This window comes from Curtobacterium sp. TC1 (genome assembly GCF_019844075.1).
Classification (GTDB): Bacteria; Actinomycetota; Actinomycetes; order Actinomycetales; family Microbacteriaceae; genus Curtobacterium.
In genome coordinates, this window is record NZ_CP081964.1 from 3035015 (window position 1) to 3058369 (window position 23355).

At 69.5% G+C, this 23355-nt stretch carries 28 protein-coding genes and 1 pseudogene; 15 read left to right on the forward strand and 14 right to left on the reverse strand.

The window, feature by feature from the left end; translation table 11 throughout:
• Position 1: 1 nt before the first annotated feature.
• A complete protein-coding gene (locus KZI27_RS15440) occupies positions 2-529 on the forward strand; it encodes a hypothetical protein (protein WP_222658299.1) in 528 nt (175 codons plus the stop codon).
• Positions 530-546: 17 nt separating this feature from the next.
• Positions 547-687: a hypothetical protein gene (locus KZI27_RS15445; RefSeq protein WP_165901085.1), complete on the forward strand. Its 141-nt coding sequence runs from the start codon at positions 547-549 to the stop codon at positions 685-687.
• On the opposite strand, the gene KZI27_RS15450 is transcribed toward KZI27_RS15445, so the two are convergent.
• Entirely contained in the window at positions 681-905 is a 225-nt protein-coding gene (locus KZI27_RS15450; RefSeq protein ID WP_222658300.1) for a hypothetical protein, read from the reverse strand. The genes KZI27_RS15445 and KZI27_RS15450 overlap by 7 nt on opposite strands.
• A gap of 134 nt (positions 906-1039) precedes the next feature.
• Here KZI27_RS15450 and KZI27_RS15455 point away from each other — a divergent pair, with 134 nt between their 5' ends.
• From KZI27_RS15455 to KZI27_RS15465, 3 genes are all read left to right on the forward strand, one after another.
• Positions 1040-1693, forward strand: a complete 654-nt coding sequence (locus tag KZI27_RS15455) for a hypothetical protein (protein WP_222658301.1) — start codon at positions 1040-1042, stop codon at positions 1691-1693.
• 441 nt (positions 1694-2134) lie between these two features.
• The gene (locus KZI27_RS15460; protein WP_222658302.1) at positions 2135-2647 is read left to right on the forward strand and encodes a hypothetical protein; all 513 of its coding nucleotides are present in this window, start codon (positions 2135-2137) and stop codon (positions 2645-2647) included.
• Between the two features lie 124 nt (positions 2648-2771).
• The gene (locus tag KZI27_RS15465; RefSeq protein WP_222658303.1) at positions 2772-2990 is read left to right on the forward strand and encodes a hypothetical protein; all 219 of its coding nucleotides are present in this window, start codon (positions 2772-2774) and stop codon (positions 2988-2990) included.
• Positions 2991-3211: 221 nt separating this feature from the next.
• Here the strand turns inward: KZI27_RS15465 and KZI27_RS15470 are convergent, their stop codons facing one another.
• From KZI27_RS15470 to KZI27_RS20475, 4 genes and pseudogenes are all read right to left on the reverse strand, one after another.
• Positions 3212-3991 carry an alpha/beta fold hydrolase gene (locus tag KZI27_RS15470; RefSeq protein WP_222658304.1) on the reverse strand — a complete coding sequence of 260 codons (780 nt, stop codon included), beginning with the start codon at positions 3989-3991 and terminating at the stop codon, positions 3212-3214.
• A 16-nt stretch (positions 3992-4007) separates the two neighbouring features.
• Entirely contained in the window at positions 4008-4541 is a 534-nt protein-coding gene (locus tag KZI27_RS15475; protein ID WP_222658305.1) for a GNAT family N-acetyltransferase, read from the reverse strand.
• A gap of 71 nt (positions 4542-4612) precedes the next feature.
• A complete protein-coding gene (locus KZI27_RS20285; protein WP_261783921.1) occupies positions 4613-5020 on the reverse strand; it encodes a hypothetical protein in 408 nt (135 codons plus the stop codon).
• A 56-nt stretch (positions 5021-5076) separates the two neighbouring features.
• A pseudogene (locus tag KZI27_RS20475) lies at positions 5077-5616 on the reverse strand (NAD-dependent epimerase/dehydratase family protein); the annotation flags it as partial.
• Here KZI27_RS20475 and KZI27_RS15490 point away from each other — a divergent pair.
• A complete protein-coding gene (locus KZI27_RS15490; RefSeq protein WP_261783922.1) occupies positions 5561-6235 on the forward strand; it encodes a flavin reductase family protein in 675 nt (224 codons plus the stop codon). The pseudogene KZI27_RS20475 and the gene KZI27_RS15490 sit on opposite strands and share 56 nt — an antisense overlap.
• A 159-nt stretch (positions 6236-6394) precedes the next feature.
• On the opposite strand, the gene KZI27_RS15495 is transcribed toward KZI27_RS15490, so the two are convergent.
• Both KZI27_RS15495 and KZI27_RS20290 read right to left on the reverse strand, forming a co-directional pair.
• Positions 6395-6922 (reverse strand): hypothetical protein, encoded by a 528-nt coding sequence (locus KZI27_RS15495; protein WP_222658309.1) that lies wholly within the window; start codon positions 6920-6922, stop codon positions 6395-6397.
• A gap of 448 nt (positions 6923-7370) precedes the next feature.
• Complete coding sequence (locus KZI27_RS20290; RefSeq protein WP_261783923.1) at positions 7371-7496, reverse strand: hypothetical protein; 126 nt, start codon at positions 7494-7496, stop codon at positions 7371-7373.
• A 177-nt stretch (positions 7497-7673) separates the two neighbouring features.
• Here KZI27_RS20290 and KZI27_RS15500 point away from each other — a divergent pair, with 177 nt between their 5' ends.
• Positions 7674-7925 carry a hypothetical protein gene (locus KZI27_RS15500; RefSeq protein ID WP_222658310.1) on the forward strand — a complete coding sequence of 84 codons (252 nt, stop codon included), beginning with the start codon at positions 7674-7676 and terminating at the stop codon, positions 7923-7925.
• A 434-nt stretch (positions 7926-8359) separates the two neighbouring features.
• On the opposite strand, the gene KZI27_RS15505 is transcribed toward KZI27_RS15500, so the two are convergent.
• Together KZI27_RS15505 and KZI27_RS15510 are read right to left on the reverse strand one after the other, a co-directional pair.
• Entirely contained in the window at positions 8360-9001 is a 642-nt protein-coding gene (locus KZI27_RS15505; protein WP_222658311.1) for a GNAT family N-acetyltransferase, read from the reverse strand.
• Between the two features lie 63 nt (positions 9002-9064).
• Positions 9065-9580, reverse strand: a complete 516-nt coding sequence (locus KZI27_RS15510; RefSeq protein ID WP_222658312.1) for a GNAT family N-acetyltransferase — start codon at positions 9578-9580, stop codon at positions 9065-9067.
• Between the two features lie 201 nt (positions 9581-9781).
• Between KZI27_RS15510 and KZI27_RS15515 the strand changes: the two genes are divergently transcribed.
• The 8 genes from KZI27_RS15515 (at position 9782) to KZI27_RS15550 (ending at position 16808) form a co-directional block, all read left to right on the forward strand.
• Positions 9782-10741: an NAD-dependent epimerase/dehydratase family protein gene (locus KZI27_RS15515; protein WP_222658313.1), complete on the forward strand. Its 960-nt coding sequence runs from the start codon at positions 9782-9784 to the stop codon at positions 10739-10741.
• A gap of 389 nt (positions 10742-11130) precedes the next feature.
• The gene (locus KZI27_RS15520; protein WP_222658314.1) at positions 11131-11670 is read left to right on the forward strand and encodes a hypothetical protein; all 540 of its coding nucleotides are present in this window, start codon (positions 11131-11133) and stop codon (positions 11668-11670) included.
• Positions 11671-11772: 102 nt separating this feature from the next.
• Positions 11773-12135 carry a hypothetical protein gene (locus KZI27_RS15525; protein ID WP_222658315.1) on the forward strand — a complete coding sequence of 121 codons (363 nt, stop codon included), beginning with the start codon at positions 11773-11775 and terminating at the stop codon, positions 12133-12135.
• A gap of 61 nt (positions 12136-12196) precedes the next feature.
• Complete coding sequence (locus tag KZI27_RS15530) at positions 12197-13672, forward strand: cryptochrome/photolyase family protein (protein ID WP_222658316.1); 1476 nt, start codon at positions 12197-12199, stop codon at positions 13670-13672.
• Positions 13673-13701: 29 nt separating this feature from the next.
• Positions 13702-15021, forward strand: coding sequence for a GNAT family N-acetyltransferase (locus tag KZI27_RS15535; RefSeq protein WP_222658317.1), 1320 nt, complete (start codon positions 13702-13704; stop codon positions 15019-15021).
• Complete coding sequence (locus tag KZI27_RS15540; protein ID WP_131845820.1) at positions 15021-15347, forward strand: MazG nucleotide pyrophosphohydrolase domain-containing protein; 327 nt, start codon at positions 15021-15023, stop codon at positions 15345-15347. The genes KZI27_RS15535 and KZI27_RS15540 overlap by 1 nt, the downstream gene beginning before the upstream one ends.
• 107 nt (positions 15348-15454) lie before the next feature.
• Entirely contained in the window at positions 15455-15820 is a 366-nt protein-coding gene (locus KZI27_RS15545) for a DUF2087 domain-containing protein (protein WP_222658318.1), read from the forward strand.
• Positions 15821-15830: 10 nt separating this feature from the next.
• Positions 15831-16808 carry a squalene cyclase gene (locus KZI27_RS15550; RefSeq protein ID WP_222658319.1) on the forward strand — a complete coding sequence of 326 codons (978 nt, stop codon included), beginning with the start codon at positions 15831-15833 and terminating at the stop codon, positions 16806-16808.
• Between the two features lies 1 nt (position 16809).
• On the opposite strand, the gene KZI27_RS15555 is transcribed toward KZI27_RS15550, so the two are convergent.
• From KZI27_RS15555 to KZI27_RS15575, 5 genes are all read right to left on the reverse strand, one after another.
• Complete coding sequence (locus KZI27_RS15555; RefSeq protein WP_123314050.1) at positions 16810-17808, reverse strand: ABC transporter permease; 999 nt, start codon at positions 17806-17808, stop codon at positions 16810-16812.
• Entirely contained in the window at positions 17805-18740 is a 936-nt protein-coding gene (locus KZI27_RS15560) for an ABC transporter permease (protein ID WP_123314051.1), read from the reverse strand. Before KZI27_RS15560 ends, KZI27_RS15555 begins: the two co-directional genes overlap by 4 nt.
• Positions 18737-20479 (reverse strand): dipeptide ABC transporter ATP-binding protein, encoded by a 1743-nt coding sequence (locus tag KZI27_RS15565; RefSeq protein WP_222658320.1) that lies wholly within the window; start codon positions 20477-20479, stop codon positions 18737-18739. The genes KZI27_RS15560 and KZI27_RS15565 overlap by 4 nt, the downstream gene beginning before the upstream one ends.
• Positions 20476-22143, reverse strand: a complete 1668-nt coding sequence (locus KZI27_RS15570) for an ABC transporter substrate-binding protein (protein WP_222658321.1) — start codon at positions 22141-22143, stop codon at positions 20476-20478. Before KZI27_RS15570 ends, KZI27_RS15565 begins: the two co-directional genes overlap by 4 nt.
• 217 nt (positions 22144-22360) lie before the next feature.
• On the reverse strand, positions 22361-23275 hold the full coding sequence (locus KZI27_RS15575; RefSeq protein WP_222658322.1) for a cation-transporting ATPase: 915 nt from the start codon (positions 23273-23275) through the stop codon (positions 22361-22363).
• Between the last annotated feature and the right edge of the window lie 80 nt (positions 23276-23355).

Sequence of the window (23355 nt, forward strand, 5' to 3'; positions counted from 1 at the left end):
CGTGACCGACGGAGCGCAACGAGCGCGCGAACTGCTCGACGATGCCGCACGTCGGCTCCGTGCCGCCGGGGTGCCGGACGAAGCGCTCGGCGAGTACGTGCAGCCGAAGGCGGTGCTCGGCATCCGCCGCGAAGCGACCATGCGGCCCCTCGGCCGTGTGTGGCGGGTCGGTGCGCTGCTCATCGGCTCGTCGCTCGAGTCCGGCGGTCGGGTCTGGGCCACCGGGGCGATCACCCGCGTGACCGACCCGGGCCGGGCGCAGTTCCAGTCGGTCTCCGCCGAGGTCCGACGGGCCTACCGCGCGGCTGCAGCGAAGGGGCACTTCGCGGCCGGCGACACCGTGAACCACGGCGCCACGGCGATCGCGTTGGACGGGACGCTCGTCGGCTCGACCGCGGTGCTCTTCGTCGAGGACGGCGTGCCGCTCGTCCGCTGGTCACCGGCCGCGGGTTCCGCCGTCCCGCTCGCCGACTACCTGGCCGATCGCGTCGGGTTGCTCGTCGAACCGCCCCGAGGTGCGACCGACTGACCCGCTATCGTGACGGCATGGACGGACAGCAGCCGCGCGAACGCCGCAACCCCTGGTGGGCGGTGCTGCTCGTCTTCATGTTCGGGGGCGTGCTGTCGCTGGTCGCCGGCCGGATGCTGCCCTGGCAGGACCAGGATCGCCAGGACCCCGACTACTGACCGGCCCCCGGACGGGAGGACGCGTGCAGTGAGTACTGCAGCGTCGCCTCGGGCGAGATCCACGGCGACACGGTCATGTTCCAGCACGCCTCGCCGCGCGTCATCACGGCGACGCCGCGCTGCTCGCCGCCCTGCTCGGCTTCGCCGTCCGCACCATGTCCGCCGGAGCCGCCAGCGGTCCTGACGCGACCACACGACGGACTGGAGGCCCTGCTCACGTGGTGAGCACGGCCTCCAGTCCGTCGTCAGGTGCGCTTCCCCCGTCAACGGGCGGCGCACGGCGGGTCGCGTCCGCGACACCACCGGGCTGATCGCCCGAGAGCCCTGCCGGACGCCGTCGTACGCTGTGCGGGTGGTGAACGTGATCATCCTCGTGATGGCCGAGTACATGGTCGACGATTCGCCGCTGTGGTACCGCGGATCGCGGTCCAGAGAGCACTTCGGGGTTGCCGAGGCCACGGACCTCGGGCTGAGCGCGTCACTCCGGCACGACCTGCAGGCCTGGAACGACGTCTTCGAGCAGGTGAGGCAAGAGGTGTTCGACGATCGTGACGAGTCGAGCGCAGTCCCGTCGACCTCGGCGTCCCCCGAGGTGGTGGAAGCCCACCGAGTCGAGTCCTTCACCCTCGCAAGTCGCGTCCAGCTCGAACTCGGTGACGGCGTCCACGTCTGGTGCGGCGCAGGCAGTGGCATCGACATGGTGACCGAGTCGGGGACGGCCGTCGTGCTGCCGAACGGACGACCGGGCACCGATGTCGAGTTCCTGCGTGACGGGAAACGCGACGTCAGATCGGCGCGTGCTGCGGGCGCACGTGAGGGAACAGCCAAAGCAATCGTCCACTGGCGTGCCCTCACCGAACGAGCCGGGACCCCGTTCGGCGACGCCGAGACCCGCGCCCTCGGACTCCGAACAGCCGGGCGCCTGCAGGGCGACGTCGGACCTCGCGCCCAGGTCGTCTTCTACGCTGGCGCGTCCGCGCCGTACCGGGTCGACGAATTCGACTGAGTTGGCCACCGTCCGGGAGCCGATGGCTCGATGGAGCCCGGTGAAGTGCGCATCGGATTGGCTGTTCGAACGACCCGAGAAGAGTGACTTGGTGCGGCCACGCAGCGGCCGCACCGGCACCAACGTTCACTCCGGCCGCGAGGGAAACGCGCGTCCGTCCGCTCCTGGCTCGCCGACGACCTCGCGGAGCTTGCTCGCCGTTCGCGGAGCGAAGGGGTACCGGGAGCCGACGGTTTGGCAGTTCAGTACATCGGCCCACAGGCCCACGCCGCTGAAGAGAAGGCGCCAGAACCTTGCCGTCTTCAAGAGACCACGCTAGCCAGCGCCAGACGTCGAGGGTGTTGCCGAAGGTCGACAGGGCGCAATCACTCATCACAGTGCGACCAGGACTCCGCGATGACGGGGTTGGCCGCGCCGTTGTCCTGCAGGCATGATCAACAGGTGCTGAACACCCCCCACCGACTGACCGTGGAAGTTCTGACCATCGGCTCGACGCTCTTCCTCGCCGGCTGCACGAGTCACACCACCGGGAACGGCCTCCCCAAGGACTACGGGCAGGACTGGCTCGGCCAGATGTCGTCCCAGCTCGCTGGCAACCACGCGCGCGGTGGCGGACAACTCCTCGTCGATGACGAGAACACGAAGCAGGCGCGCGCAGAGATCACACTGCAGACCGAGCTCGTGGGCCCGTACGACGTGCTCGCCGTCTGCCGATCCACGAAGACGGTGCACCTCGCCATCCAGGACATCACGACCAAGCACGACAAGTACGGCGACTCGTTCGACACCAACTCGCTCGTCGGCGAAGCGAACATCCATTGCGGGGCGACGGCCCGCATCCCCATCGACGTGCCGAAGGGCTGCGACGGCATCATGCTCGACGCGACCACCAACGACACTTCCGAGCGAGCCTTGTTCGATGCGTTCATCGTCGCGCGCGGATCTGATCAGTGACGCTCGCTTCGTAGCCGCCGGCAAGCGCCTCCCGTCGACACCACCGAGCACAGCCTCACGCACAGATCAGCTTGTGGGACTGCTCCCATCGCCCGCGCTGCGCGACCGCACTACGCTCAGCGAGGTGGGTACGTTCTTGGTCGGGCTGGCAGTCATCGCCGTCGCATGGGGCTGTGTGCTCATCATCTTCCCGAAGCCGATCGCCCGCTTCGCGCGGAAAGTGCAAGGGGAGTTCTGGGGAGGGCAGTTCACTCCGGAACTCACACGATTCGCCGGCTGTGGATTTGTTCTCGGAGGCGTCATCGCAGCTGCGACGCTGGTCGCCGAGTTCCTCAGGGGCTGATGGCCGGAGGATCGCTCCGTACCGGATCCGCAAGCGGACGGCGACGGACGGTCAGTGACGTCCAGGAGTGCGGCGGCGCACCGCGGACCGAACGCGCGCTGATGCGCACGACGACACGAGAGCCGACGAGACCTGACGATGCAAGCACCAGCCACACCCATCGCGCACTCGCAGGGGCGACGGCACGGGGTCAGCCCGCTCTTGCCCCAGTGAAGGATGGGCTACCGGTCGATGCGTGCGAGCCAGTCGCGGACCAGGGCGGTAGTGACTTCTGGTTGCTCGAGGTGCACGTTGTGTCCAGCACCGTCGAGGACGACGAAGCTCCCTCGCGGGTAGTGGTCTCGGAGTGCGAGCCCGTCCTCGTAGCCGACGACGTCGTCCTGCCGACCGAACAGGTGCAGGGCCGGAGCAGTGAACGGATCCGAGTGGCGCTCCTCCGGCACGGCGTCCAGTGCGTAGTCGGCGGCAATGCGGTCCATCACAGCAGGGTCGGCGCCACGGAGCCCGGGCAGCACGTACCCCTCGAACGCTGCGAACGCGGCGGCGTCCTGGATGACGCTGACCTCCTCGAACGCTGCTCGCGCGTCGCCAGCGGCTTCGAGGACGGACGGTGCGGTGTGCAGCACGGTGCGCTCGGGGACGTCACGGTCTGCGTGGGCAGGCTGCACGACACCCGCCAGGGTCGCGATGCCGAGCACGCGGTCCCGACGTTCGTGCGCGACATGACGGGCGATCATGCCGCCGAACGAGTTCCCGATGACGGCGAACGGTTCGTCGCGGAGGTGGTCGTCGATCTCAGCGAGTACTTCGTCTGCCACCTCGACCGCGCTCGTTGCAGTCGAGGTCCCGGCAGCAGCCTCGGCCCACGGCAGGTCGAGGAACACCATCCGCCAAGGCAGGTCCTGCACGGCGTCCGCCAGCGGCAGCATGATCCGGTGATCCACACCGAACCCGTGGAGGGCGACAAGCGGACGACCAGAACCGAGAACGCGCGCAATCACCCGGTAAGCCTACGAGTCACCCGTACCGATACAGGATCGGCTCACGAGTCGGCTTGTCAGGGTCGGGGAGCCGACGGATCCATCGTTCTTCGTCGAGTCCGGTTCCTGGGTCGAGCTGCCGTCTGCCGATGCGCTCGAATCCGTGCTTCGCGTAGAAGCGCTGGGCGCGCAGATTGAACGAGAACACGAGCAGGTGCGCGTCGTCTCCGCCGATCGCGGCGTGGAGGAGATTCGACGCCAACCCTGTTCCGTGTGAGCCCTGATCGACGTACAGGGTCGACAATTCGAGTGCGGGAAGGCCGTCCCGTGCTCCGGATGTGTGCGTCGTGCTGGCGACGCCGAGGAGCCGGCCGCTGGCCGACTCGGCCACGAACACGTGCCGGCTTCCGGCACGGATGCGCTCCGCCCAGCGTCCGGTTCCCGGCTGGAGGGCCCTGGCGTCGAGGAACGAGTCCGGGACGACGCCGCGGTAGGTCTGCTCCCATGCACGCATCTGGAACAGTCCGATCGCTTCAGCGTCACCGACTGCGGCTCGGCGGATGTTTGCCATTGCAACAGCTTGTCGGGTGATCGTGCGAGGCGTGGCGGGCGTCTCGGGTACCGACGGGCCACCGGACACGGTCAGAGGGCGAAGCCCGTCCGCCAGGTCGACCACCGCGGTGCGAAGCCCAGTTCGCGGACACGACGGTTGGACACCGGGCGCCCGGGGTCGTCGCTCTGCTCGGCGCCCGGCACCGGCCCGCCGACAGCGGCAGCGAAGATGGGGACCCACGCTGTTCCGGGTGCTGGTTCGTCGTCCACGACGTTCCGGACACCGGCAGGCCAGCCGAGCGCCGCGACGACGGCCGCTGCTGCGTCGTCGACGTGCAGGAACGAGGTCACCGTCTCCGTCGCGGGGAGCCGACCTGCACGTGCCGCCTCCCCGAACCGACCGTCTGACGTGTACCAGGTGCCGGGTCCGTACAGCTGCCCGAACCGCAGCACGACGCCGGCGCCGACCTCCTGCACGGCGGCCTCGAGCTCCCGCACGGCGGTGATCGTCGTCCGTCGGGCCCCACTGCGTCGAGGTCCAACGGGTCCGTCTCGGTGGCCGGTTCCGTGCCGGACGGGTAGATCCACGAGATGCTCTGGGCGACGATCCGGTCGACGCCGGCGCCTCGTGCCGCGTCGACCAGGTTCCGGGTCCCCGTCGACCGGAGCAGCGCGTTGCTGGCCGAGTTCCCGGTGCCGAGGTCCGTCATGAGGTGCAGGACGGCGTCCGGTTGCGCACGCGCGACCGTGGCGATCGTGCCGTCACGGTCCAGCGCGTCGAGCACCGCGGCGGTCACACCCGGACGTTCGAGCAGCCGCGCCTTCTCAACCGACCGGGACGTCACGGTCACCTCGTGTCCCGCTGCGAGGAGCAGCGGGACGACCGATCGAGCGAGGACACCGGAACCACCGGCCACGAAGATGCGCACCGCTCCATGGTGGCAGGGTTGGCGGGACGGGCCGGCCGCCGGAAGGGGCGCCCGGATGCGACGTCCGGAACCCGCCAGCCACCGCGTGCGCGGATCGCGAGACTCAGCGGTGCTCGCGACCGACGCGGGCTTCGACAGAGAGCAGCCCGTGCAGCACACCCGCATCGATCCCGCGATCCTCTACTTCGGCACGCCCGTCGTCCTCCTGAGCACCATCAACGCGGACGGCGTGGCGAACACCGCCCCGATGTCGTCGGTGTTCTGGCTCGGACACACCGCCGTGCTCGGCATGGGCGGCCGGTCCCAGACCGCCAAGAACCTGTTGTCCACCGGCGAGTGCGTCATCAACCTGCCCTCGGCCCGGCTGGTCTCCGCGGTGGACGCCCTCGCGCTCACGACCGGACGCGACCCCGTGCCGGACGGCAAGGAACGGGTCGGTTACCGCCACGTCCCGGACAAGCTCACCGCAGCCGGACTGCACGGACGCCCCGGGGAAACCGTCAGTGCCGAGCGGATCGACGAGTGCCCCGTGAACCTCGAGGCGCGTGTCGTCAACGCGCACACCCTCACGGGCGAGGAGTCGGGCGACGGCGCGACCTTCCTGTTCGAAGCCGCGGTCTCCCGCGTCCACGTGCACGAGGACATCCGTGCGGCGGGGACGACGAACCGCATCGACCCCGACCGGTGGCGGCCGCTCATCATGGCCTTCCAGCGCTTCTACGGCCTGACCGACGAGCTGCGGCCGTCGAAGCTCGCCACGATCGACGAGGAGTGGTATCGATGACCCGGGATACCGCCGTCCTCAGACTCGCGGCTCGATAGCCGATCGGCTAGCGGACGCACCCGCGACGAGAGCTAGAGGACGGGCGGGTCGACTTGCGTCCGTCGTCCGACAACAACGATTCGCCTCGGCGACTCGTCTTGAACCGGGGGTTTCGGTGCATCAAGGTCGAAGAGCGCCGTCGCCGTCGCTCTTCTCGCGGCCACGCACCACCCATTCGCGCAGAAACGGAAGACCTACTGCTACGGCCAAACCGATCGCGTACACGATGATCGTGGACCGGCTGTCGTGGTTGTTTGAGTAGTTCGACCACCGGATTCCCAACAGGACCTGAACCAACGGGCCCAGCGCTGCGATGACGCCCCCCGGTAACACGGTCAGGAGCCATGTTCTGCGCGATGGTCGCTCCTTTGCGGCACCGATCATGATCACACCAGTTGTCGCGCCTATCGCGACCCCACCCCAGAACCACGACGCCCCAGACATTCGCCAACCGTCGTGGGACCACCATGCTTCAATCAAGGCGGCCGTGCGCTCCCACGCGTCGGCCCGCACGTATCTCCCCGGGGCCGCCGGTAGCGGCCACCCGATGATCGCAAGAGCACCAGTGAAGGCAGCCAACAGACCGAGCAGCCATCGAACCACCGTGCGATGGTCGATCGGCTCAACGTCGAAAGACTCGATGCTCACCGTCGCACAGGCCACGAAGTCATGATGCTCATGGTCGGAGCGTATCGGCCACTCCGTCGCCGCGGTCGAATCGACAACTCCGGCAGCCGATCGGCTACCGGACTCCGTTTGGTCGCGCCTTCCACTCGCCGGTCACTCGGGGTGACCGAAGATGGACAGGAGTGTCCAGACGATGCCGATCATTGCCAGCCCTACAGCGAGCACACGGACGAGTCCCGGGGTCATCGCACTCTGCGGACCGCGGCTCCCCTGCTGGGCGTCGACGAAGTACTGCGCGATCGGCGCCGGACGCACGAACGCAGTGACCGCTACCGCAATGATTGCCGGCCCAGCGATGAGTCCGGGAATCCACATGGACTTCACCCAACCAGGTCGACGTGATGGCAGTGAGGCGTAGCTGTTCGGTGGCCGATCCTGTACCGGGCAAAACCACGCGGGTCTGGCCTGGTCAGGTCACGATGGCGGAGGACTGGGTCGCGAGAGCCCACGCGATCACAACGATGAGGGCGACGAAGGCGGCCACACCGCCGATGATTGCCGCCAACCGGTCAGCCCGGCGTTCTTCCTCGCTCATGACCCCACTGTGCACCGGATACTAGGTGTGGGGGACGTTCGATGGCGGATCCTTCAAGGGACGTCGCGCCCAGCGGGCTGAGCTGAGAGGTTCAAGCTGTGGATGATGAGATCACGGCAGCGGCTCTCCGGCAGGCGTTCTGTGAAGCTGATGGTCTGGTGCCGCTGATGCTTCCTGATGCTGAAGTACTCGGGTCCCTCGAGGCTGACATGGACCACGCTGCGCGACGCCCTCAGGAGAGCGCCTTGGATCCGCGTTGACGAGCGCCGCGGAGGTGACGAAGGAGAAAGCTATTCCGTTTGGCCGACTGACGGCGTCCAGGTCAATTTCTTCTTCGCCTGGGGAGCCCCCATCGAGTTCGACTTCGACCTTCGGGAGATGATCGACGACGAGGCCGTCACGAGCTTGTTCGCTTGTTTCGGCTGGTGAGTTCAGCGGTGGGCAAGGATGTCGTCGTTCGAGCCGAGGGACGTCGAAACGACCTAGCGGTCTTGCGCGTCGACGCTGGGACCGGCTGCGTTGCGCTTAGCCCTCTCTCCTGAACGATGGAGGCGCCCGGTAAGGGATTGGCTGACGTACGCTTTCGTTAGATTCGAAACATGCGAGCGACCAGAGCTGAGCGGCGGCTGCGCAACTTCCAGACCCTACTTCTCGTCGGCGCTCTTCTGGGAGCGCTCCTCGCAGCGGTGGTACTCGTGCTCGTCGGCGCCCCGCAAACGATCGCCATAGCAATCGGCCTCGTGGTGTACCTCGCCAGCTGGAGAGCGGTTCTCCGCGCTATCCGCCGTCGCAGAGATGCGCCAGAGGACACCGACGTCCGGTAGACGATCGGCTACCGGACCGCCGAGCGCTCGCCTGTTCGACTACATCAAGAACTCGGTCGCTGCTTCGACCCCTTCAGTGATCAGGCTCCAACTCGGCCGAGCGAAGCCCTCCCGCCTCAAGCGCACCCTGACCTCGTCAACGACCTCATCGGCGCGGGTCTGGGCACGAGTGACACCGTTGAGCTCGTAACCGAGCTTCGCGGACACCCGAAGGGATGGCTCGTTCCAAGCGACTGCGCTCGACTCCGCCCACTCAGCTCCCAAATGGTCGAACGAGAACAGCAGCAGCGCCGCCCGCATCTCGGTTCCGAGCCCGTGGCCCTGATGTCCGAGGGCAAGCCATGAGCCGCTCTCGACGGTCTTGCGGGCGGCGAAGCGGCGAGCGTGCAGCTCCTGGACCCCGACCGGTGTCCCCTGGTGAAGCACGGTGAAGCTCACACCCCACGAGTCACGGCTCACGCCGGACCGGAGCTTCCAGTGGTACTGCGCCAGAGAACGAGTCAACGTTGTCGGTTCTGCGTCCGTCCATGGGACACCGAACGGCATTCGAGCGGGATCGTGGACGCCGGACAGGGCCACCTCGACGAGCCCAGGAAGATCCTCGTCGCGCAAGGGTCGCAGTTCCAGCCGAGGAGTCATGAGGCGCAGCCCAAACAAGGGCCAAACGTGATCGAGATCCATCGGCCAACGATACGAGCGCGGCGTCGAACGTTACGGGCCGGCGATGTCACGTTGGACGATCGGCTACCGGACCAGCTCGCGCTCGTAGAGGCTGGAAGCCAGTTGCCGCCCACCGTCGAGGGCAGTGACCATGACGTCGCTAACGTGCCGAAACCCTTGCCGCTCGTAGAAGCTCCGTAGCCCGGGGTTGTCCGTCGCGCAATCAAGTCGCACGAAGGCCGCCCCGCGGTCAGCAGCCCTTTGCTCCACCCACGCCAGCAGTCGTTGCCCGAGCCGACTGCCACGATGCGTCTGAGCGACGGCCAACCGATGCACGTACACAGCGGGACTGCTCGCCACGTCCCACGTCTCGGAATCCGAGTCGGCCACCGTGACCATGGCCACGACCACCTCGTCCTGACGTACGAGGAAGAGACTGCCCTGCTCTGCGTCGCGAACCAGAACGGCGTCCGGCACCGGATCCTGCCACTGATCGATCCCCCGCGATCGAAGCCACTGCCTCGCACCCTCGATGAGCGCCTGAGCGGCAGGCACATCGGCGGCGGTGGCCGTTTCGGCTGTCAGCGCGTCTTGATCCATGGGACGACGCTAAGGGGTGACCTAACCCCACACGGACGCAAGCGGGGTAGCTGATCGTCCGATAGCCAATCGGCTACCGGACGTCTCAGCCAGGCGCATGACGCGAGAGCCACGCCGTGACGGTCCGTCGCAGCGGCGAATCCGGTGCGCTGTGAGCGGACCTGCACCCGGTGAGCGGGGCCATTTCGATTAGCTGGGGTCATGAAGACACTTGTCTTGGGTGGGACTGGCTGGCTGGGGCAAGCGATCGTGCGCAATCTCGTCGCGGAGGGAGTCGAGGCCACGTGCCTTGCTCGAGGTGAGTCCGGAGCCCTGCCGGACGGTGCACGGCTCGTGCGCGCGGACCGGCGAGCAGACGATGCGTACAAGCTGGTGCGGGGCGACTGGGATGAAGTGATCGAGCTGTCCAGTGAGCCAGAGCTCGTCGAGCCAGCCCTCGCCGAACTTGCTGACACTGCGGCGCACTGGACCCTCGTGTCGACCGTGTCCGTGTACGCCCGGAACGATGAGCCGGGAGCAGACGAGTCGGCAACGCTGGTGGAACCGAGGAACCTCTCGGAGTACGCGGACGCCAAGGTTGCGGCCGAGCACAGCAGCACCGCCCGGCTGGGCTCCCGGCTGCTCGTTGCCCGGCCTGGCCTCATCGTCGGCCCCGGCGATCCGAGCGACCGGTTCGGGTACTGGCCCGCGCGGTTGAGCAGGAGCGGTCCGGTGCTCGTTCCGACGACGGCCGGTCGGTTCGTTCAGGTGATCGACGTCGCCGACCTCTCGGCATGGCTCAGCCGGGCAGCACGGGACCGCCACGTCGGGGTCGCCAATGCTGTCGGGGATGTCCTCCCGATGAGTACGTTCTTTGCCCGCGTCTCGGCGGTCGCCCACTTCGACGGCTCCTTCGAGCAGGTCGAGGACGAGGTGCTGCTCGCGCACGACGTTCGGCACTGGGCGGGACCCCGATCACTGCCGCTGTGGTTGCCACTGTCCGACGCGGCCCTCGCCCAGCGTTCAGCGCTGGCCTTCCAGCAGATGGGTGGACGCGTTCGACCGCTCGAATCGACCGTTGCTGACGTCCTCGAGGACGAACGATCACGGGGACTGGACCGATCCCGCCGTTCTGGGCTCACGGCAACCGAAGAACGCAGCGTCATGCAGAGCGTCCGGTAGCCGGTCGCTCACCGCTTCAGCCTGACCATCGCAACGCGACCGATGGGCCGCCACGTCCGCGCTGATCGGCGGATCCCCGTACGCCTGTCCCGCAAAAATGCTCGATGAAGTGCCTCAATCGCTACAGATCAAGCCCCTTGTCGAACGGATCGCATTCGCCCGCCATCTGGCCACCGCCGCTCCAGCGCATCGCACCGGCCTGTGCCCCGCGTCGTTCTGCAGGAGGCCGACCGCGGCCCACTCGGGACGAGCCGCGACGGTCGGGCCCTCGTCGCCGACCAGACCCACCTGACCTGGTTGGAGTTCGGAAGGACGCGACGGTCGCACCCTGCATCACGATCCGGTGACGAGCCCCGTGCTCTCCCCCGCGCTCTGTCAGGATGCCGCTCATGGGGGACCACAGAACGACTGCATCGGTGACCGGGGCGCTGCTCGCGCTGATCGTGCTGACGGGCTGCGCCGCCGAGAGCAGCACGGCCTCGAGCGGCCCGTCGACGAGCAGCGCACAGGCCGGCACCGCGACCGGAGCACCGACGGACGCCGCGGGGACGAACGCCGCATCCGGGGACGGCGCCGGCCCGGGCGGCGACAGCCCGCCGCAGTACGGGCTCAACAAACGGCACCACGACCGCACCGACCTGAGCGCGGAGTCGGCGGCAGCGCTCGACGTCGCACGTGCTCAGGTGGAGCGGGAGCTCGCCGCGCAGTCGACCCCGGTCCTGCAGCCGGCGGTCGAGGAGATCCTCGACGGCGTCGGGGCGCCGGACCGCTGGATCGTGACGACGCAGAGCGGTGAGAAGGTGCTGTTCGAGGCGCAGGTCGAGATGTCCGGTTGCCTGATCGGCGAGGTCCAGCGGGACGGCACGGCCGAGGTCACGACGGCTGGGTGGGTCCTCGACGGCGGATGCCACGCCCTCGACGGGCACTGAGCGATCCAACGGGCGCTGCGCGGTCCGACGGGCGCTGCGCGATCCAACGGGCACTGCGCGGTCCGACGGGCACTGCGCCCCGACAGAACCTAATCTGGTCGGATGCTCTCCCGACGCGACGCCGCCGTTCGACTCGACATCACCCTCGAGATGGCGACCCACCACGGAATCCCCTCGCGTCTCAGCGAAGCCGAACTCGACGCGATCGAACAGGATCCGCCCGCGTGGCTCGTGCAGTCGCGAGCGAACCGCACGGGTGCCAAGAAGGTCTGGGTCCACCTCGAGTGCGTCGTCTGTGCGTTCGCCGAAGAAGCGCGGCCGAAGAAGTGGTGGCCCGCGTGGGACTACCTGATGTGCGACTACCACGAGCCGTACCAGGCGCCGGAACCGACCGCCGGGCTCACCCGACGAGAGGTCGAGGGCATCGGCAGCCGGTTCATCGCCCTCGTCGACGAGCGCCCGTGACCGAGCGCTTCGAGCGCCCCTGACTGACAACCCCACCGCGCCCACTGGGTACGGTCCACCCATGCCCACCGAACGTCGTCGCCTGGTCCTGCCCGGCCAGTACGGTCCTGCGTTCGACGACGGCGGCCCGGCCCTCGTCGTCGAGGCACGCGAGTTCTTCACCGCCCGCCCCGTCCACCGGGCGAAGGCCCACCTCTGGCTGAGTGCCCTGCGCCACCGCGTCCACGAACTCGGTGACCGTGCCGAGCACGTCCAGGTCGACACCCTCCGCGAAGCGTTGACCGGCCGCGACGACCTCGAGGCGATCGACCCGCCGTCCCGCACCCTCCGCGCGCAGGTCCGGCACTGGGGCCGGGACACCGTGATCCTGCCCAGCCGCGGGTTCGTCACCGACGAGGACGAGTTCGCGGAGTGGGCGGCCCAGGGCACGGGTCGGTTCCGCATGGAGGACCACTACGAGCGTGTCCGGCGCCGCGAGGGCTGGTTGCTGCGCGACGGCAAGCCGATCGGCGGGAAGTTCAGCCTCGACGACCAGAACCGCGAGCCGCCGCCGAAGGGTGCGACGACCCTCGGGCTGCCCGAGCCGTGGTGGCCGGACGAGGACGACATCGACGAGCAGGTCCGGCACGACCTGGACCGGTGGGAGCGGGACGGCACGGCGCGGTTCGTCGGCCGCGACGACACCCGTCGCTTCGCGGTGACGGCGGACGAGGCACAGCGTGCGCTCGACGACTTCGTCGCGGTGCGCCTCGGCGACTTCGGTCCGTTCGAGGACGCCACGTTGACGAACGACTGGACGATGGCGCACTCGCTCCTCAGCGTGCCGATGAACCTCGGGGTGCTCGATCCACGTCAGGCGATCGACGCCGCCCTCGAAGCGCACCGCACCGAGGCCGCACCGCTCGCCAGCGTCGAGGGCTTCGTCCGTCAGGTCGCCGGCTGGCGCGACTACGTCTGGCACCTCTACTGGTGGTTCGGCGACGACTACGGCGCATCGGAGAACGCCCTCGGCGCGCACGGACGGCTGCCCGGCTGGTGGCAGGACCTCGACGCGTCCGAGGTCGAGGCAGTCTGCGTGCGGACCGCGATCGAGGGCCTGCACGACCACGGCTGGCTGCACCACATCCAGCGCCTCATGGTGCTCGGCAACTGGGCACTGCAGCGCGGCTACGACCCGGTGCACCTGACGGAGTGGTTCACCGACGTGTTCGTCGACGGCACCGACTGGGTGATGCCCGCGAACATCATCGGCATGTCCCAGCACGCCGACGGCGGGATGGTCGCCACCAAGCCGTACACGTCGGGCGGCCGCTACATCGACCGGATGTCGGACCACTGCGGGGGCTGCCGGTTCGACCCGACGAAGCGGGTCGGCGACGACGCGTGCCCGTTCACGGCCGGGTACTGGGCGTTCCTGTCGCGCGTCGAACCGGCGCTCCGCGACAACCACCGGATGGCCCGTCCGCTGCAGCAGATGCGGTCGCTGGCAGACCTCGACGAGGTCGTCGCGCAGGAGGCTCGTCGCACCACGCCGTGACGTCACCCGGTCCCGATAGGGTCGTGAGCGTGAGCAACGAGGCATTCGACGACCGCTACGAGCTGCGCGAGTTCGCGCCCGGGACGGATGACGAGGGGGCGCCGAACGCCGAGACGGCTGCGTGGATGCAGGCCGTCGGCCTCGGCTTCCACGAAGCCGATCCCGACGCCGAGGGCGCAGCGCGCATGGCGTCCCACTTCATCGCCGACGAAGAGACCTTCCTGGGCGTCTACGTCCGGAACCCCTTCCCCGGTTCCGTCGACGAGACCTGGCCCGCAGGCACCTTCACGTGGTTCCGCAAGGCGCTGAGCTGGGGCGACGGGTCGTCCGTCGACACGCAGGCCATCTCCGCGGTCACGGTCCGGCCCACCGAGCGTCGCCGCGGCATCCTGCGCCGCATGATGACGCACGCGCTCGAGCGCGGTGTCGCCGAGGGCTACGCCGTGGCGTCCCTGACCGCGTCCGAGGGCACGATCTACCGCCGCTTCGGCTTCGGCAGCGCGATCCGCGAGCGCGCGGTGCGCGTGCGTCGCGAACGCGCGCTCCCCCTCCTCGCCCCGACGTCGGGCTCGGTGTCCGTCGTCACGCCGCAGTGGCTCGCCGACGGCCCCGGCAAGGCGGTCTTCGAGCGCTTCCACACCCGCACGCCCGGCTCGATGGTCCGCAACGCCGGCACCTGGCCGATCGTCTTCGGGCTGCTCGGCAACGACGGCCAGAAGGCGAAGGACGTCCGTGCGGCGGTGCACCGTGCCGACGGCTCCGACGAGGTCGACGGCTACGTCACCTGGCGTGTCAAGGAGGACCGGGGTTCCGACACCGCACTCGAGATCGTCGACCTGGTCTACGCGAACGACCAGGCGTACACGGCGCTGTGGGAGTTCCTGCTGTCGATCGACCTGAACGACGTCGTGAAGTACAACCGCTCGCGGCTCGACGACCCGATCGTCGCGGCCCTCGGCGACAACCGTGCCTACGACGTCGACCACGAAGAGGACCACGTCTGGCTGCGCGTCCTCGACGTGGCCGCGGTGCTCGAGTCGCGGCCGTTCGCCGTCGACGGCTCGCTGACACTCGCGGTCACCGATGCGCTCGGCCACACGACCGGCACGTACCGGCTGGACGTCCAGGAGGCCCGTGGCAGCGTCACGCGCATCGCCGACGACGCCGACGCGGCCGGTTCCGACGTCCAGCTCGACGTGGCAGAGCTCGGTGCGCTGCTCATCGGGTCGGTCTCGCCCGTCACCCTGGCGGCCGCCGGCCTGGTCCGCGCTGCGGATCCTGCGTCGGTCGAGCTGCTGCGCGCGATGCTGCTCCCGCCCCGGACCCCGCACGGCATCACCTACTTCTGATGGACGTCCAGGACCTGAGCGACGAGGTCGAGGCCGTCTCCGCGTTCTACGCCGAGCGGCACGGCATCGACCGCACCGACGAGTGGTTCGTCCTGAAGCTCGGCGAAGAGGTGGGTGAACTCACGCAGGCGTTCCTCGCGCGCTCGGGTCAGGCTCGGCGCAAGGGCCGCACGGACGACGAGATCGAGCAGGGTTTCCGGGACGAGATCGCGGACGTCCTCGCGCAGGTCCTGCTCATCGCGCGGCACTTCGACGTCCCGCTCGATGCCGCTGTTCGTGAGAAGTGGGCGAAGTGGCACCCCGATCGGCTGGCGGCGGAAGGTTGAGCAGGGCCACGGAGCCGCTGGCACGCGCACGGCAGGTGGTGTCGGCGGTGGCGAGCCGGACACTGCGCCCAGCGCTCGTAGATCGCGTTCAGCTCGACGAGCGGACCATGTCCGCGGTCAGCGCGTTCGACTGGCTGGATGTGGACGGACCCGATGTGGCGCTGCTCGGCCGTACAGCGCAGGATCTGCAGCGTCTGCAGGCGCCGGCCGCGCTCCTGGAGTTCGACCGGATCCACCGGATGCCCGTGAAGGACGACGAGCGGCTCCCGCTGTCGACGCGCATCGTCGAGTTGGTGTTCGAGCGACTCGGATCGTCACGCCCCGTCAGCGAGGCGGTGCTGAACGCCGCCATCGCGATGTTCTGCGAGGACGTCGCGATCGTCCGACGTGACGCCGTCGACCTCGGTGTGGTCGATCGGACCGACGACGGCTCGTCCTACCGGTACGTGGCGGCGGGCTTCCGCACGGCGTAGCCTCCGCGCCATGAGCGACGACGCGGTGGTCGAGTGGCTGCTCGACTCGGACCCGGCGGTCCGGTGGCAGGTCGAGCGGGACCTGGCAGGTGCGCCGCCGTCGGTGTGGCAGCAGACCCGGGGCCGGGTCGCGACCGAGGGCCTCGGGGCGGCGATGCTCGCGCACCAGGACTCCGACGGGCAGTGGGCCGGTGGCGCGTACTTCCCGGCGGACTTCGACTTCGACGGTCCCGAGGCGGACGAGCCCGGACAGCCCTACACGGCGACGACCTGGTCGCTGAACGCCCTGCGCGACTGGGGGCTCGATCCGGCGGTCCTCGGGGACACGGCTGCACGCCTCGCGACGAACAGCCGTTGGGAGTACGAGGACCTGCCCTACTGGAGCGGCGAGGTCGACTGCTGCATCAACGCGTTCACCCTGGCGAACGGTGCGTGGCTCGGTGCCGACGTCGGTCAGCTGGCGGCGTGGTTCCTCGATCACCAGCTCGACGACGGCGGGTGGAACTGCGAGTGGATCGAGGGGTCGACCGTGTCGTCGTTCCACTCGACCCTCAACGTCATCGACGGGCTGCTGCAGCACGAGCAGCTGACCCGTGGCACCCACCCCCGCGCGACGGAGCTCCGTGCGGCTCGACACCGCGGCGCCGAGTACCTGCTCGAGCGTCGACTGCTGTTCCGGAAGCACGACGGCGAACTCGTCGGGCCGTGGGCGACCCGGTTCGCGTACCCGCTGCGCTGGATCTACTCGGCGCTGCGGGTGACCGATCACCTGCGGGCTGCCGCGCTGCAGGACGGCACCGCGCCGGACCCCCGGGCAGCCGAGGCGGTCGAGGTCGTCCGCGCCGCCAGGAACGCCGACGGGCGGTGGACGCAGGGCGCTCGGCCGCCGGGTCCGCAGTGGTTCGAGGTCGACGTCCCCGAGGGCGAGCCGTCGAAGTGGCTCACGCTGTACGGCACCCGCGTGCTGCGCTGGTGGGACGCCGCCTGAGCTACGCCCGGCGCCGCACCCGCGGGTCGACGAACGCGTAGACCACGTCGACGATCACGTTCGCGGTGACGATCAACAGCGCCGAGAACAGCGTGAAGCCGACGACGACCTGCAGGTCGAGCGTGTGCACGGCATCGATGAGCAGCGCGCCCAGGCCCTGCATCGAGAACACCTTCTCGGTGATGACCGCACCGCCGAGCAGCGACCCGAGGTCGAGCCCGAACAGCGTCACCACCGGCAGGATCGCGGTGCGGAGTCCGTGCCGCACGACGACCTGGCGCTCCCGCAGGCCCTTGGCCCGAGCGGTCCGTACGAAGTCCTGCGACATCGACTCGAGCATCTCGCCACGGGTCAGTCGGGCGTAGATCGCGGCGCTGATGAACGCGAGCACGCACCACGGCAGGATCAGGTGCGTGAACCAGCCGACGGGGTCGTCGGCGAACGCGACGTACCCGCTCGTCGGCAGGATGCCGAGCACGAACCCGAACAGCAGGATGCCGAGCAGCCCGATCAGGTACGCGGGCGACGAGACCCCGGCGACGGCGACGGTCATCACGGCCCGGTCGACGAAGGTGCCACGGCGGAGCGCTGAGACCGTGCCACCGAACACCCCGGCGACGAGCCAGAGCACGGCGGCACCGACGGCGATCGACGCGGTGACGGGCAGGCGGGACAGGATCAGTTCGGTGACGCTCTCGTGCAGCTGGAACGAGTACCCGAAGCACGGTGCGGCGCAGGTGATCACGGACGCTCCGCTGCCGAACGTGCGGCCGGTGAAGATCCCCGCCAGGTAGGCGCCGAACTGCGCCAGCCAGGGCTTGTCCGTCCCCAGGAACGCCTGGACCTCGCGGAGCCGGTCCGGCGTGCAGGGCTTGTCGCAGATCGCGCGCGCGGGGTTCGTCGGCAGCAGCATGAACAGCGCGTAGGTGATCGCCGCGACGACGAGCAGCACGACGGCAGCACCCAGGATGCGGATCGCGATGAAGCGGAAGGTGCTCATCGGCGTGCTCCCCTCGGGTCGAGTGCGTCCCGCAGGGCGTCGCCGAGCACGTTGAACGCGAGGGTGATGAGGAACAGGGCCACTCCGGGGAACACGAGGTACATGGGGTCGGTCTGCACCCAACCGACGGCGTCGCCGATGCTGCGGCCCCACGACGGCGTCGGCGGGGTCACACCGACGGCCAGGAACGACAGGGCGGCCTCGGCGCCGATCATCGACGGGATCGAGATCGTCGCGTAGACGGTGATCGTCGCCGCCAGGTTCGGCAGCAGCTGCGTGCGGATGACGTGCCACCGGCCCGCGCCCATCGCCGTGGAGGCGACGACGTAGTTCCGGCTCACGAGTGACAGCGTCTGACCGCGGACCACGCGGGCCACGGACGGCCAGCCGAAGAAGCCGATGACCAGCACGACCAGGACGGGCTTCGGGAACGACGTCGGCACGATCGCGGTCAGGGCGATCATGAAGACGAGCGACGGGAAGCCGAAGATCACGTCGACCACGCGGGAGAGCACGCGGTCGTACCAGCCGCCGAAGAAGCCGGTGGTGACGCCGACGAGCACGCCGATCACGATCGACACAAGGGTCGCGGCGAGCCCGATGCCGAGCGACGTCCGCGCGCCGTAGGTCACGATCGCGAACAGGTCGCGTCCGGTCAGCGGCTCGACGCCGAACCAGTGCTCGCCGCTGATCCCGCCGCCGAAGCCCTTGGGCGCGCCGAACGAGTTGAGCGCGTCGATGTCGTACCCGTACGGGTCCTGCCCGGTGACGGCACTGATGAGCGGCGCCGCGACGGCGACCACGAGGAACACCACGATGACGACGGCCGACGTCACGGCCCAGCGGTCCTGCCGGACCCGGCGCACCACGGCGCGGAAGCCGGTCGCGCGTCCGGACGACGCCACGGGGCGCTCGACGACGTTGGCGGTCACGAGGCCGCTCCTTCCCAGGCGCGCCACGCTTCGCGGCGCGCCGCCTGTCGCACGGGATCGGCGACGGGCGCCGCTGCGAGCAGCATGCGCGTGTAGTCCTGCTGCGGGTCGTCGAGGACGGCGTCCGTGGTCCCCCGTTCGACCACGCGACCGTCGTGCAGGACGACGACTTCGTCGGCGAGCTGTCGGACGACGGCCAGGTCGTGGCTGATGAGGAGCATGCCGAACCCGAACTCGTCCTGCAGCTGCGCGAGCAGGTCGAGCACGGCCGCCTGCACGGTCACGTCGAGCGCCGAGGTGGGCTCGTCGGCGATGACGAGCGCCGGACGGAGCGCCAGGGCCCGCGCGACGGCGACCCGCTGGCGCTGTCCGCCGGAGAGCTGGTGCGGGAACCGCTCGGCCCACGAGGGGTCGAGCTGCACGGCGGTCAGCAGGTCACGGACGCGTTCCGCACGGTCGGCAGCCGAAGCCGTCCCGTGCACGAGGAGCGGTTCGGCGATGCTCCAGCCGATGGTCTGGCGCGGGTTGAGCGACGACGCCGGGTCCTGGAAGACGATGCCGACGCGGCTGCGGAGCTCGCGGAGCCGTCGGCCCCTGGCGGTCCGCAGGTCGCTGCCGTCGACCTCGACCGAGCCGGCGACGACGGGCACCAGCCCCGCCAGGGCGCGTCCGATGGTCGACTTGCCCGACCCGGACTCCCCCACCAGGCCGACGGTCTCGCCGGCCCGCAGGTCCAGTTCGATGCCCGAGACGGTCGGCCCGCCGCGGCGCGCGTACCGCACGGCGACGTCGCGCAGGCGCGCGACGAGCGGACGGGAGGCGTGGCTCGCCTCCGCGAGACTCGCTTCCGCCGGTCCGAGACTCGCGTCTGACGACACGGCTCGGGTCCCGGGGGCCGCGTCCTGTCGTCCAGGCCGAGTCTCGGGGTCCGCAGCCGGCCTGGCGGGCGCGGGACGGGCCTCCAGGCTGGGGACTGCGGCCAGGAGTTCGCGCGTGTAGTCGGCGGACGGGTGCGCGAAGACCTCGGCGACCGTCCCGTGCTCGACGGGGTCGCCGCGCCGCATCACCAGGAGTTCGTCCGCGACGTCCGCCACCACGCCCATGTCGTGCGTGATGAGCAGGACGGCGAGGGAGCGCTCGCGACCGAGCCGGCGGAGCAGGTCGAGGATCCCGGCCTGCACCGTGACGTCCAGCGCGGTCGTCGGCTCGTCGGCGATCAGCGCGACCGGGTCCCCGGCCAGGGCCATCGCGATCATGGCGCGCTGCAGCTGCCCGCCGGACAGTTCGTGCGGGTAGGCCCTGCGGATGCGCTCGGGGTCGGTGAGGCCGGCGGCACGCAGCAGTTCGTCGATGCGCGCGGACACCGCCGCACGGTCGAGATCCGTCGGGTGCGCCCGGATCGCCTCGGCGACCTGCGTGCCGATGGACAGCACCGGCGTGAACGAGTTCATCGGTTCCTGGAACACGACGCCGATGCCGGCGCCGCGGACGGCACGGAGCGTGTCGTCGGAGGCGCCGACGAGCTCCTCGCCGCGGAACCGGACACTGCCGGAGACCCGTGCCTCGGGCGGGAGCAGGCCGAGCACGCTCATGGCGCTGACGGACTTGCCGGAGCCGGACTCCCCCACGAGCGCGAGCACGCGTCCGGGGGTCAGGGTGAAGGAGACGTCACGGACGACGGGCTCCGCGTCGCCGAACGCGACGCGGAGCCCCTCGACCTCGAGCAGCGGCGAACTCACTTCGCGAGCGAGACCTTGAGGTAGTTCGGGTACGCCGGGAAGTCCGCGATCTGGAAGTTCTGCACGTTCGAGCCGGCGAGGAACGACTGCTTCGCGTAGATCAGCGGCACCGACGGGGAGTCGGCCATGATCTTCTGGTCGGCCTCGGCCCAGAGCTTCTGTGCTTCCTGCTGGTCGACCGTCGCGCTGGCCTTCTTGATCAGCGCGTCGACCTCCGGGTTGCTGTACTTCGACACGTTGTAGCCGCCGCCACCGATCTGCGACGAGTCGTACAGCGGCTGCAGGTTGGCGTTCGCGCTCGGGAAGTCCGGCTGCCAGCTCGAGAGCGACAGGTCGAAGTCCGTCCCGTTCGTGGTGGCCTGCGTGAAGGAGTCGTAGTCGAGCGGCTTCAGCGTCACCGTGATGCCGGCACGCTTCAGGCCGGACTGCAGCGCCTGCGCCTGTGCGAGGTAGGTGGGGTCGTTCTGCGTCACCAGGGTGAGCTTGAGGTTGCTGACACCGGCGTCCTTCAGCAGCGACTTCGCCTTGTCGACGTCGCCCGTGGCGCCCGTCTTGTACAGGTCGTAGTCCTCGCGCCCGGCGATGCCCGGGGTGATCAGCGTCGACGCGTACGACCCGGCGATCGCGCCACCGGCCGCGATCCGGAACGACTTCTTGTCGACGGCGTACTGCAGCGCCTGGCGGACCTTGAGGTCCTTGAGTGCGCCCTTCTGGGTGTTGATCGCCATGTACGAGATCGGACCGGCCTTGGACGTGGCGAGGCGGTCCTGCGCTGCGGGGTTGCTGCGCACCTGGTTCAGTTCGGCCGCACCGAGGTAGATGGCGCCGAAGGAGTCCTTCGCGTCGCCGTTGTCGGCGATGAGCGTCTGCGTGATCGTGGAGGCGTCCTGGCTCTCCTTGAACACGATCTTCGAGGGACCGGCGGTGCGGACCTCGTCGGTCTTGGCGCTCCAGGCCTTGTTGCGCACGAGGGTGACCTGCGTGCCCTGCGTGTTCGACTGCACCTGGTAGGGGCCGGACGCGACCGGCTTCAGGTCGTAGGCGCCGGTGTCCTTGCCGTCGCCCTCGGGGACCGGCGTGAACGCGGGCATCGAGGCGAGCCACGGCCAGTCGCCGTACGCGTCGTTCAACTTGAAGACGATGGTCTTGTCGTCCGGGGTCTCGATGCTGTCGAGGGACTTGCCGTCGAACGGGCCCTTGTAGCTGTCACCGCCGACCAGGAGCGACTTGTGGTAGCTCAGGCCGCCGGAGAGCGTGGGCGCGAACGAGCGCTCGATGCCCCACTTGATGTCCTTCGTGGTGATCGGCGTGCCGTCCTGGAACTCCACTCCGTCCTTCAGCGTGTAGGTCCACGTCTTGCCGCCGTCGCTGGACTTCCCGGTGTCCGTCGCCAGGTCCGGGACGACCTTCGCGGTCTTGCCCGGCTCGACGTCCCACGTGGTCAGACGCCGTGCGACGAGGCCGAGGGACGTGATGCCCAGGCTCTGGCTCGTCGCCGGGTCGAGGTGGAACGCGGTCTGGGGCGTCAGGATGTTGAGCGTGCCGCCCTTGGCCGTGCCACTCGTCGCGTCGTCCGAGGAGCTGCCACCCGAGCAGCCGGTCAGGACCAGGGCTGCTGCTGCGGCGACGGCCGCGGTGATCGTCAGGCGGTTCGGACGTCTCATGACGGTGGTGCTCCTCGTGGGAAGGGTGGTGGCGACCGTGTTGCAGCCGCTGCGGTTGCACGGACCGGGTCGCCGGGCGGCGTCCATCCTGACACCGCGGCGGTCGCCCGTCCGAATCCCGCGTGCGACAGACGTCGCACGACGAAACAATCCAAGTGCCGTGCGACGTCCGTCTATTCCCGATGGATCTGCACCGAGTCCACCCCGAGGGCGAGGGTCAGCGGTCGAACAAGCCCCCGAGGAAGTCGTTGCCGAGGTTCGACGCCTGCTCGCCGAGGCCGGATGCCTGCTCGCCGAGGCCCCCGAGGAGCTGTTCGCCCTCGCCCGCGATCCCCTCGAAGCCACCGCCGAGGTCGGCGCCGAGGTCTCCGAGCCCGAGGTCGCCGATGCCCGAGGCGATGCCGTCGAAGTCGACGCCGAGGTTCGCGGCTTCCGCCAACACGGGGCCGGCGGCGGCGCTCAGCACCGCTCCCCCGGCGACGGCGACGCCGAGGCCGCCGAGCGCCATCGCGCCGGCGCCGACAGCGGCACCACCGGCGAAGGCGCCACCACGACCGCGGGCACTGCCGTTGTTCGAGCCGCCGAGGACGCGTCGGATCAGACCCGGACGCGACATCTCACCGCGCGTCATCGCGCGCGCCATGCCGCCCGCCGAGTCGTCGCGCAGGTGCTCGTGCGGCGGCAGTTCGGAGTTCAGGCGGTTGCGCACCTGCTGCCGCTGCGCCGGGGTCAGCCGGGCGAACGCGTCGTGGTGGACCTGCTCGAGCTGGTCCGGCGACGAGGTGCGGAGCAGGTAGTCGTACTTCGCCAGGGCGACCTTGTCGGAGTCGGCCGGGCCCTGCTGCTGCTGGCCGTACTGCTGCGGCGGCTGACCGTACTGCGGCTGTGGTGCCTGCCCGTACTGCTGCTGGCCGTACTGCTGCTGCCCGTACGGCTGCTGCGGTCGCTGCTGCTGCTGGCTCCGGTCGTCGCCAGTCAGCCGGTCCGCGGCGCCGCGGACGACGTCACGCCAGTCGGTCCCACCACCGCGCTGCGCTCCGTTGCCGGGCACACCGTCCCCTTGCCCACGCTTCTGGAGCTGCTTGTCGATGACCTTCGAGGCCATGCCGAGGATGCGGTTGAAGTTCGCCATGCCCCGACCTTTGTGGATGCACATGTGCGCTCCCAGCGACGAACCGGCGGGTCGCCCGCGCATCCGGTGGACATCCCCTG

Excerpts from the sequence above, each read along its gene's own strand:
- KZI27_RS15575 (WP_222658322.1), bottom strand. The coding sequence starts at position 23,275 with ATGGCGAACTTCAACCGCATCCTCGGCATGGCCTCGAAGGTCATCGAC.
- KZI27_RS15515 (WP_222658313.1), top strand. The coding sequence starts at position 9,782 with ATGAAGACACTTGTCTTGGGTGGGACTGGCTGGCTGGGGCAAGCGATC.
- KZI27_RS15520 (WP_222658314.1), top strand. The coding sequence starts at position 11,131 with ATGGGGGACCACAGAACGACTGCATCGGTGACCGGGGCGCTGCTCGCG.
- KZI27_RS15570 (WP_222658321.1), bottom strand. The coding sequence starts at position 22,143 with ATGAGACGTCCGAACCGCCTGACGATCACCGCGGCCGTCGCCGCAGCA.
- KZI27_RS15505 (WP_222658311.1), bottom strand. The coding sequence starts at position 9,001 with ATGGATCTCGATCACGTTTGGCCCTTGTTTGGGCTGCGCCTCATGACT.
- KZI27_RS15525 (WP_222658315.1), top strand. The coding sequence starts at position 11,773 with ATGCTCTCCCGACGCGACGCCGCCGTTCGACTCGACATCACCCTCGAG.
- KZI27_RS15510 (WP_222658312.1), bottom strand. The coding sequence starts at position 9,580 with ATGGATCAAGACGCGCTGACAGCCGAAACGGCCACCGCCGCCGATGTG.
- KZI27_RS15545 (WP_222658318.1), top strand. The coding sequence starts at position 15,455 with ATGTCCGCGGTCAGCGCGTTCGACTGGCTGGATGTGGACGGACCCGAT.
- KZI27_RS20290 (WP_261783923.1), bottom strand. The coding sequence starts at position 7,496 with ATGAGCGAGGAAGAACGCCGGGCTGACCGGTTGGCGGCAATCATCGGC.
- KZI27_RS15500 (WP_222658310.1), top strand. The coding sequence starts at position 7,674 with ATGCTGAAGTACTCGGGTCCCTCGAGGCTGACATGGACCACGCTGCGC.
- KZI27_RS15475 (WP_222658305.1), bottom strand. The coding sequence starts at position 4,541 with ATGGCAAACATCCGCCGAGCCGCAGTCGGTGACGCTGAAGCGATCGGA.
- KZI27_RS15550 (WP_222658319.1), top strand. The coding sequence starts at position 15,831 with ATGAGCGACGACGCGGTGGTCGAGTGGCTGCTCGACTCGGACCCGGCG.
- KZI27_RS15530 (WP_222658316.1), top strand. The coding sequence starts at position 12,197 with ATGCCCACCGAACGTCGTCGCCTGGTCCTGCCCGGCCAGTACGGTCCT.
- KZI27_RS15555 (WP_123314050.1), bottom strand. The coding sequence starts at position 17,808 with ATGAGCACCTTCCGCTTCATCGCGATCCGCATCCTGGGTGCTGCCGTC.
- KZI27_RS15540 (WP_131845820.1), top strand. The coding sequence starts at position 15,021 with ATGGACGTCCAGGACCTGAGCGACGAGGTCGAGGCCGTCTCCGCGTTC.
- KZI27_RS15445 (WP_165901085.1), top strand. The coding sequence starts at position 547 with ATGGACGGACAGCAGCCGCGCGAACGCCGCAACCCCTGGTGGGCGGTG.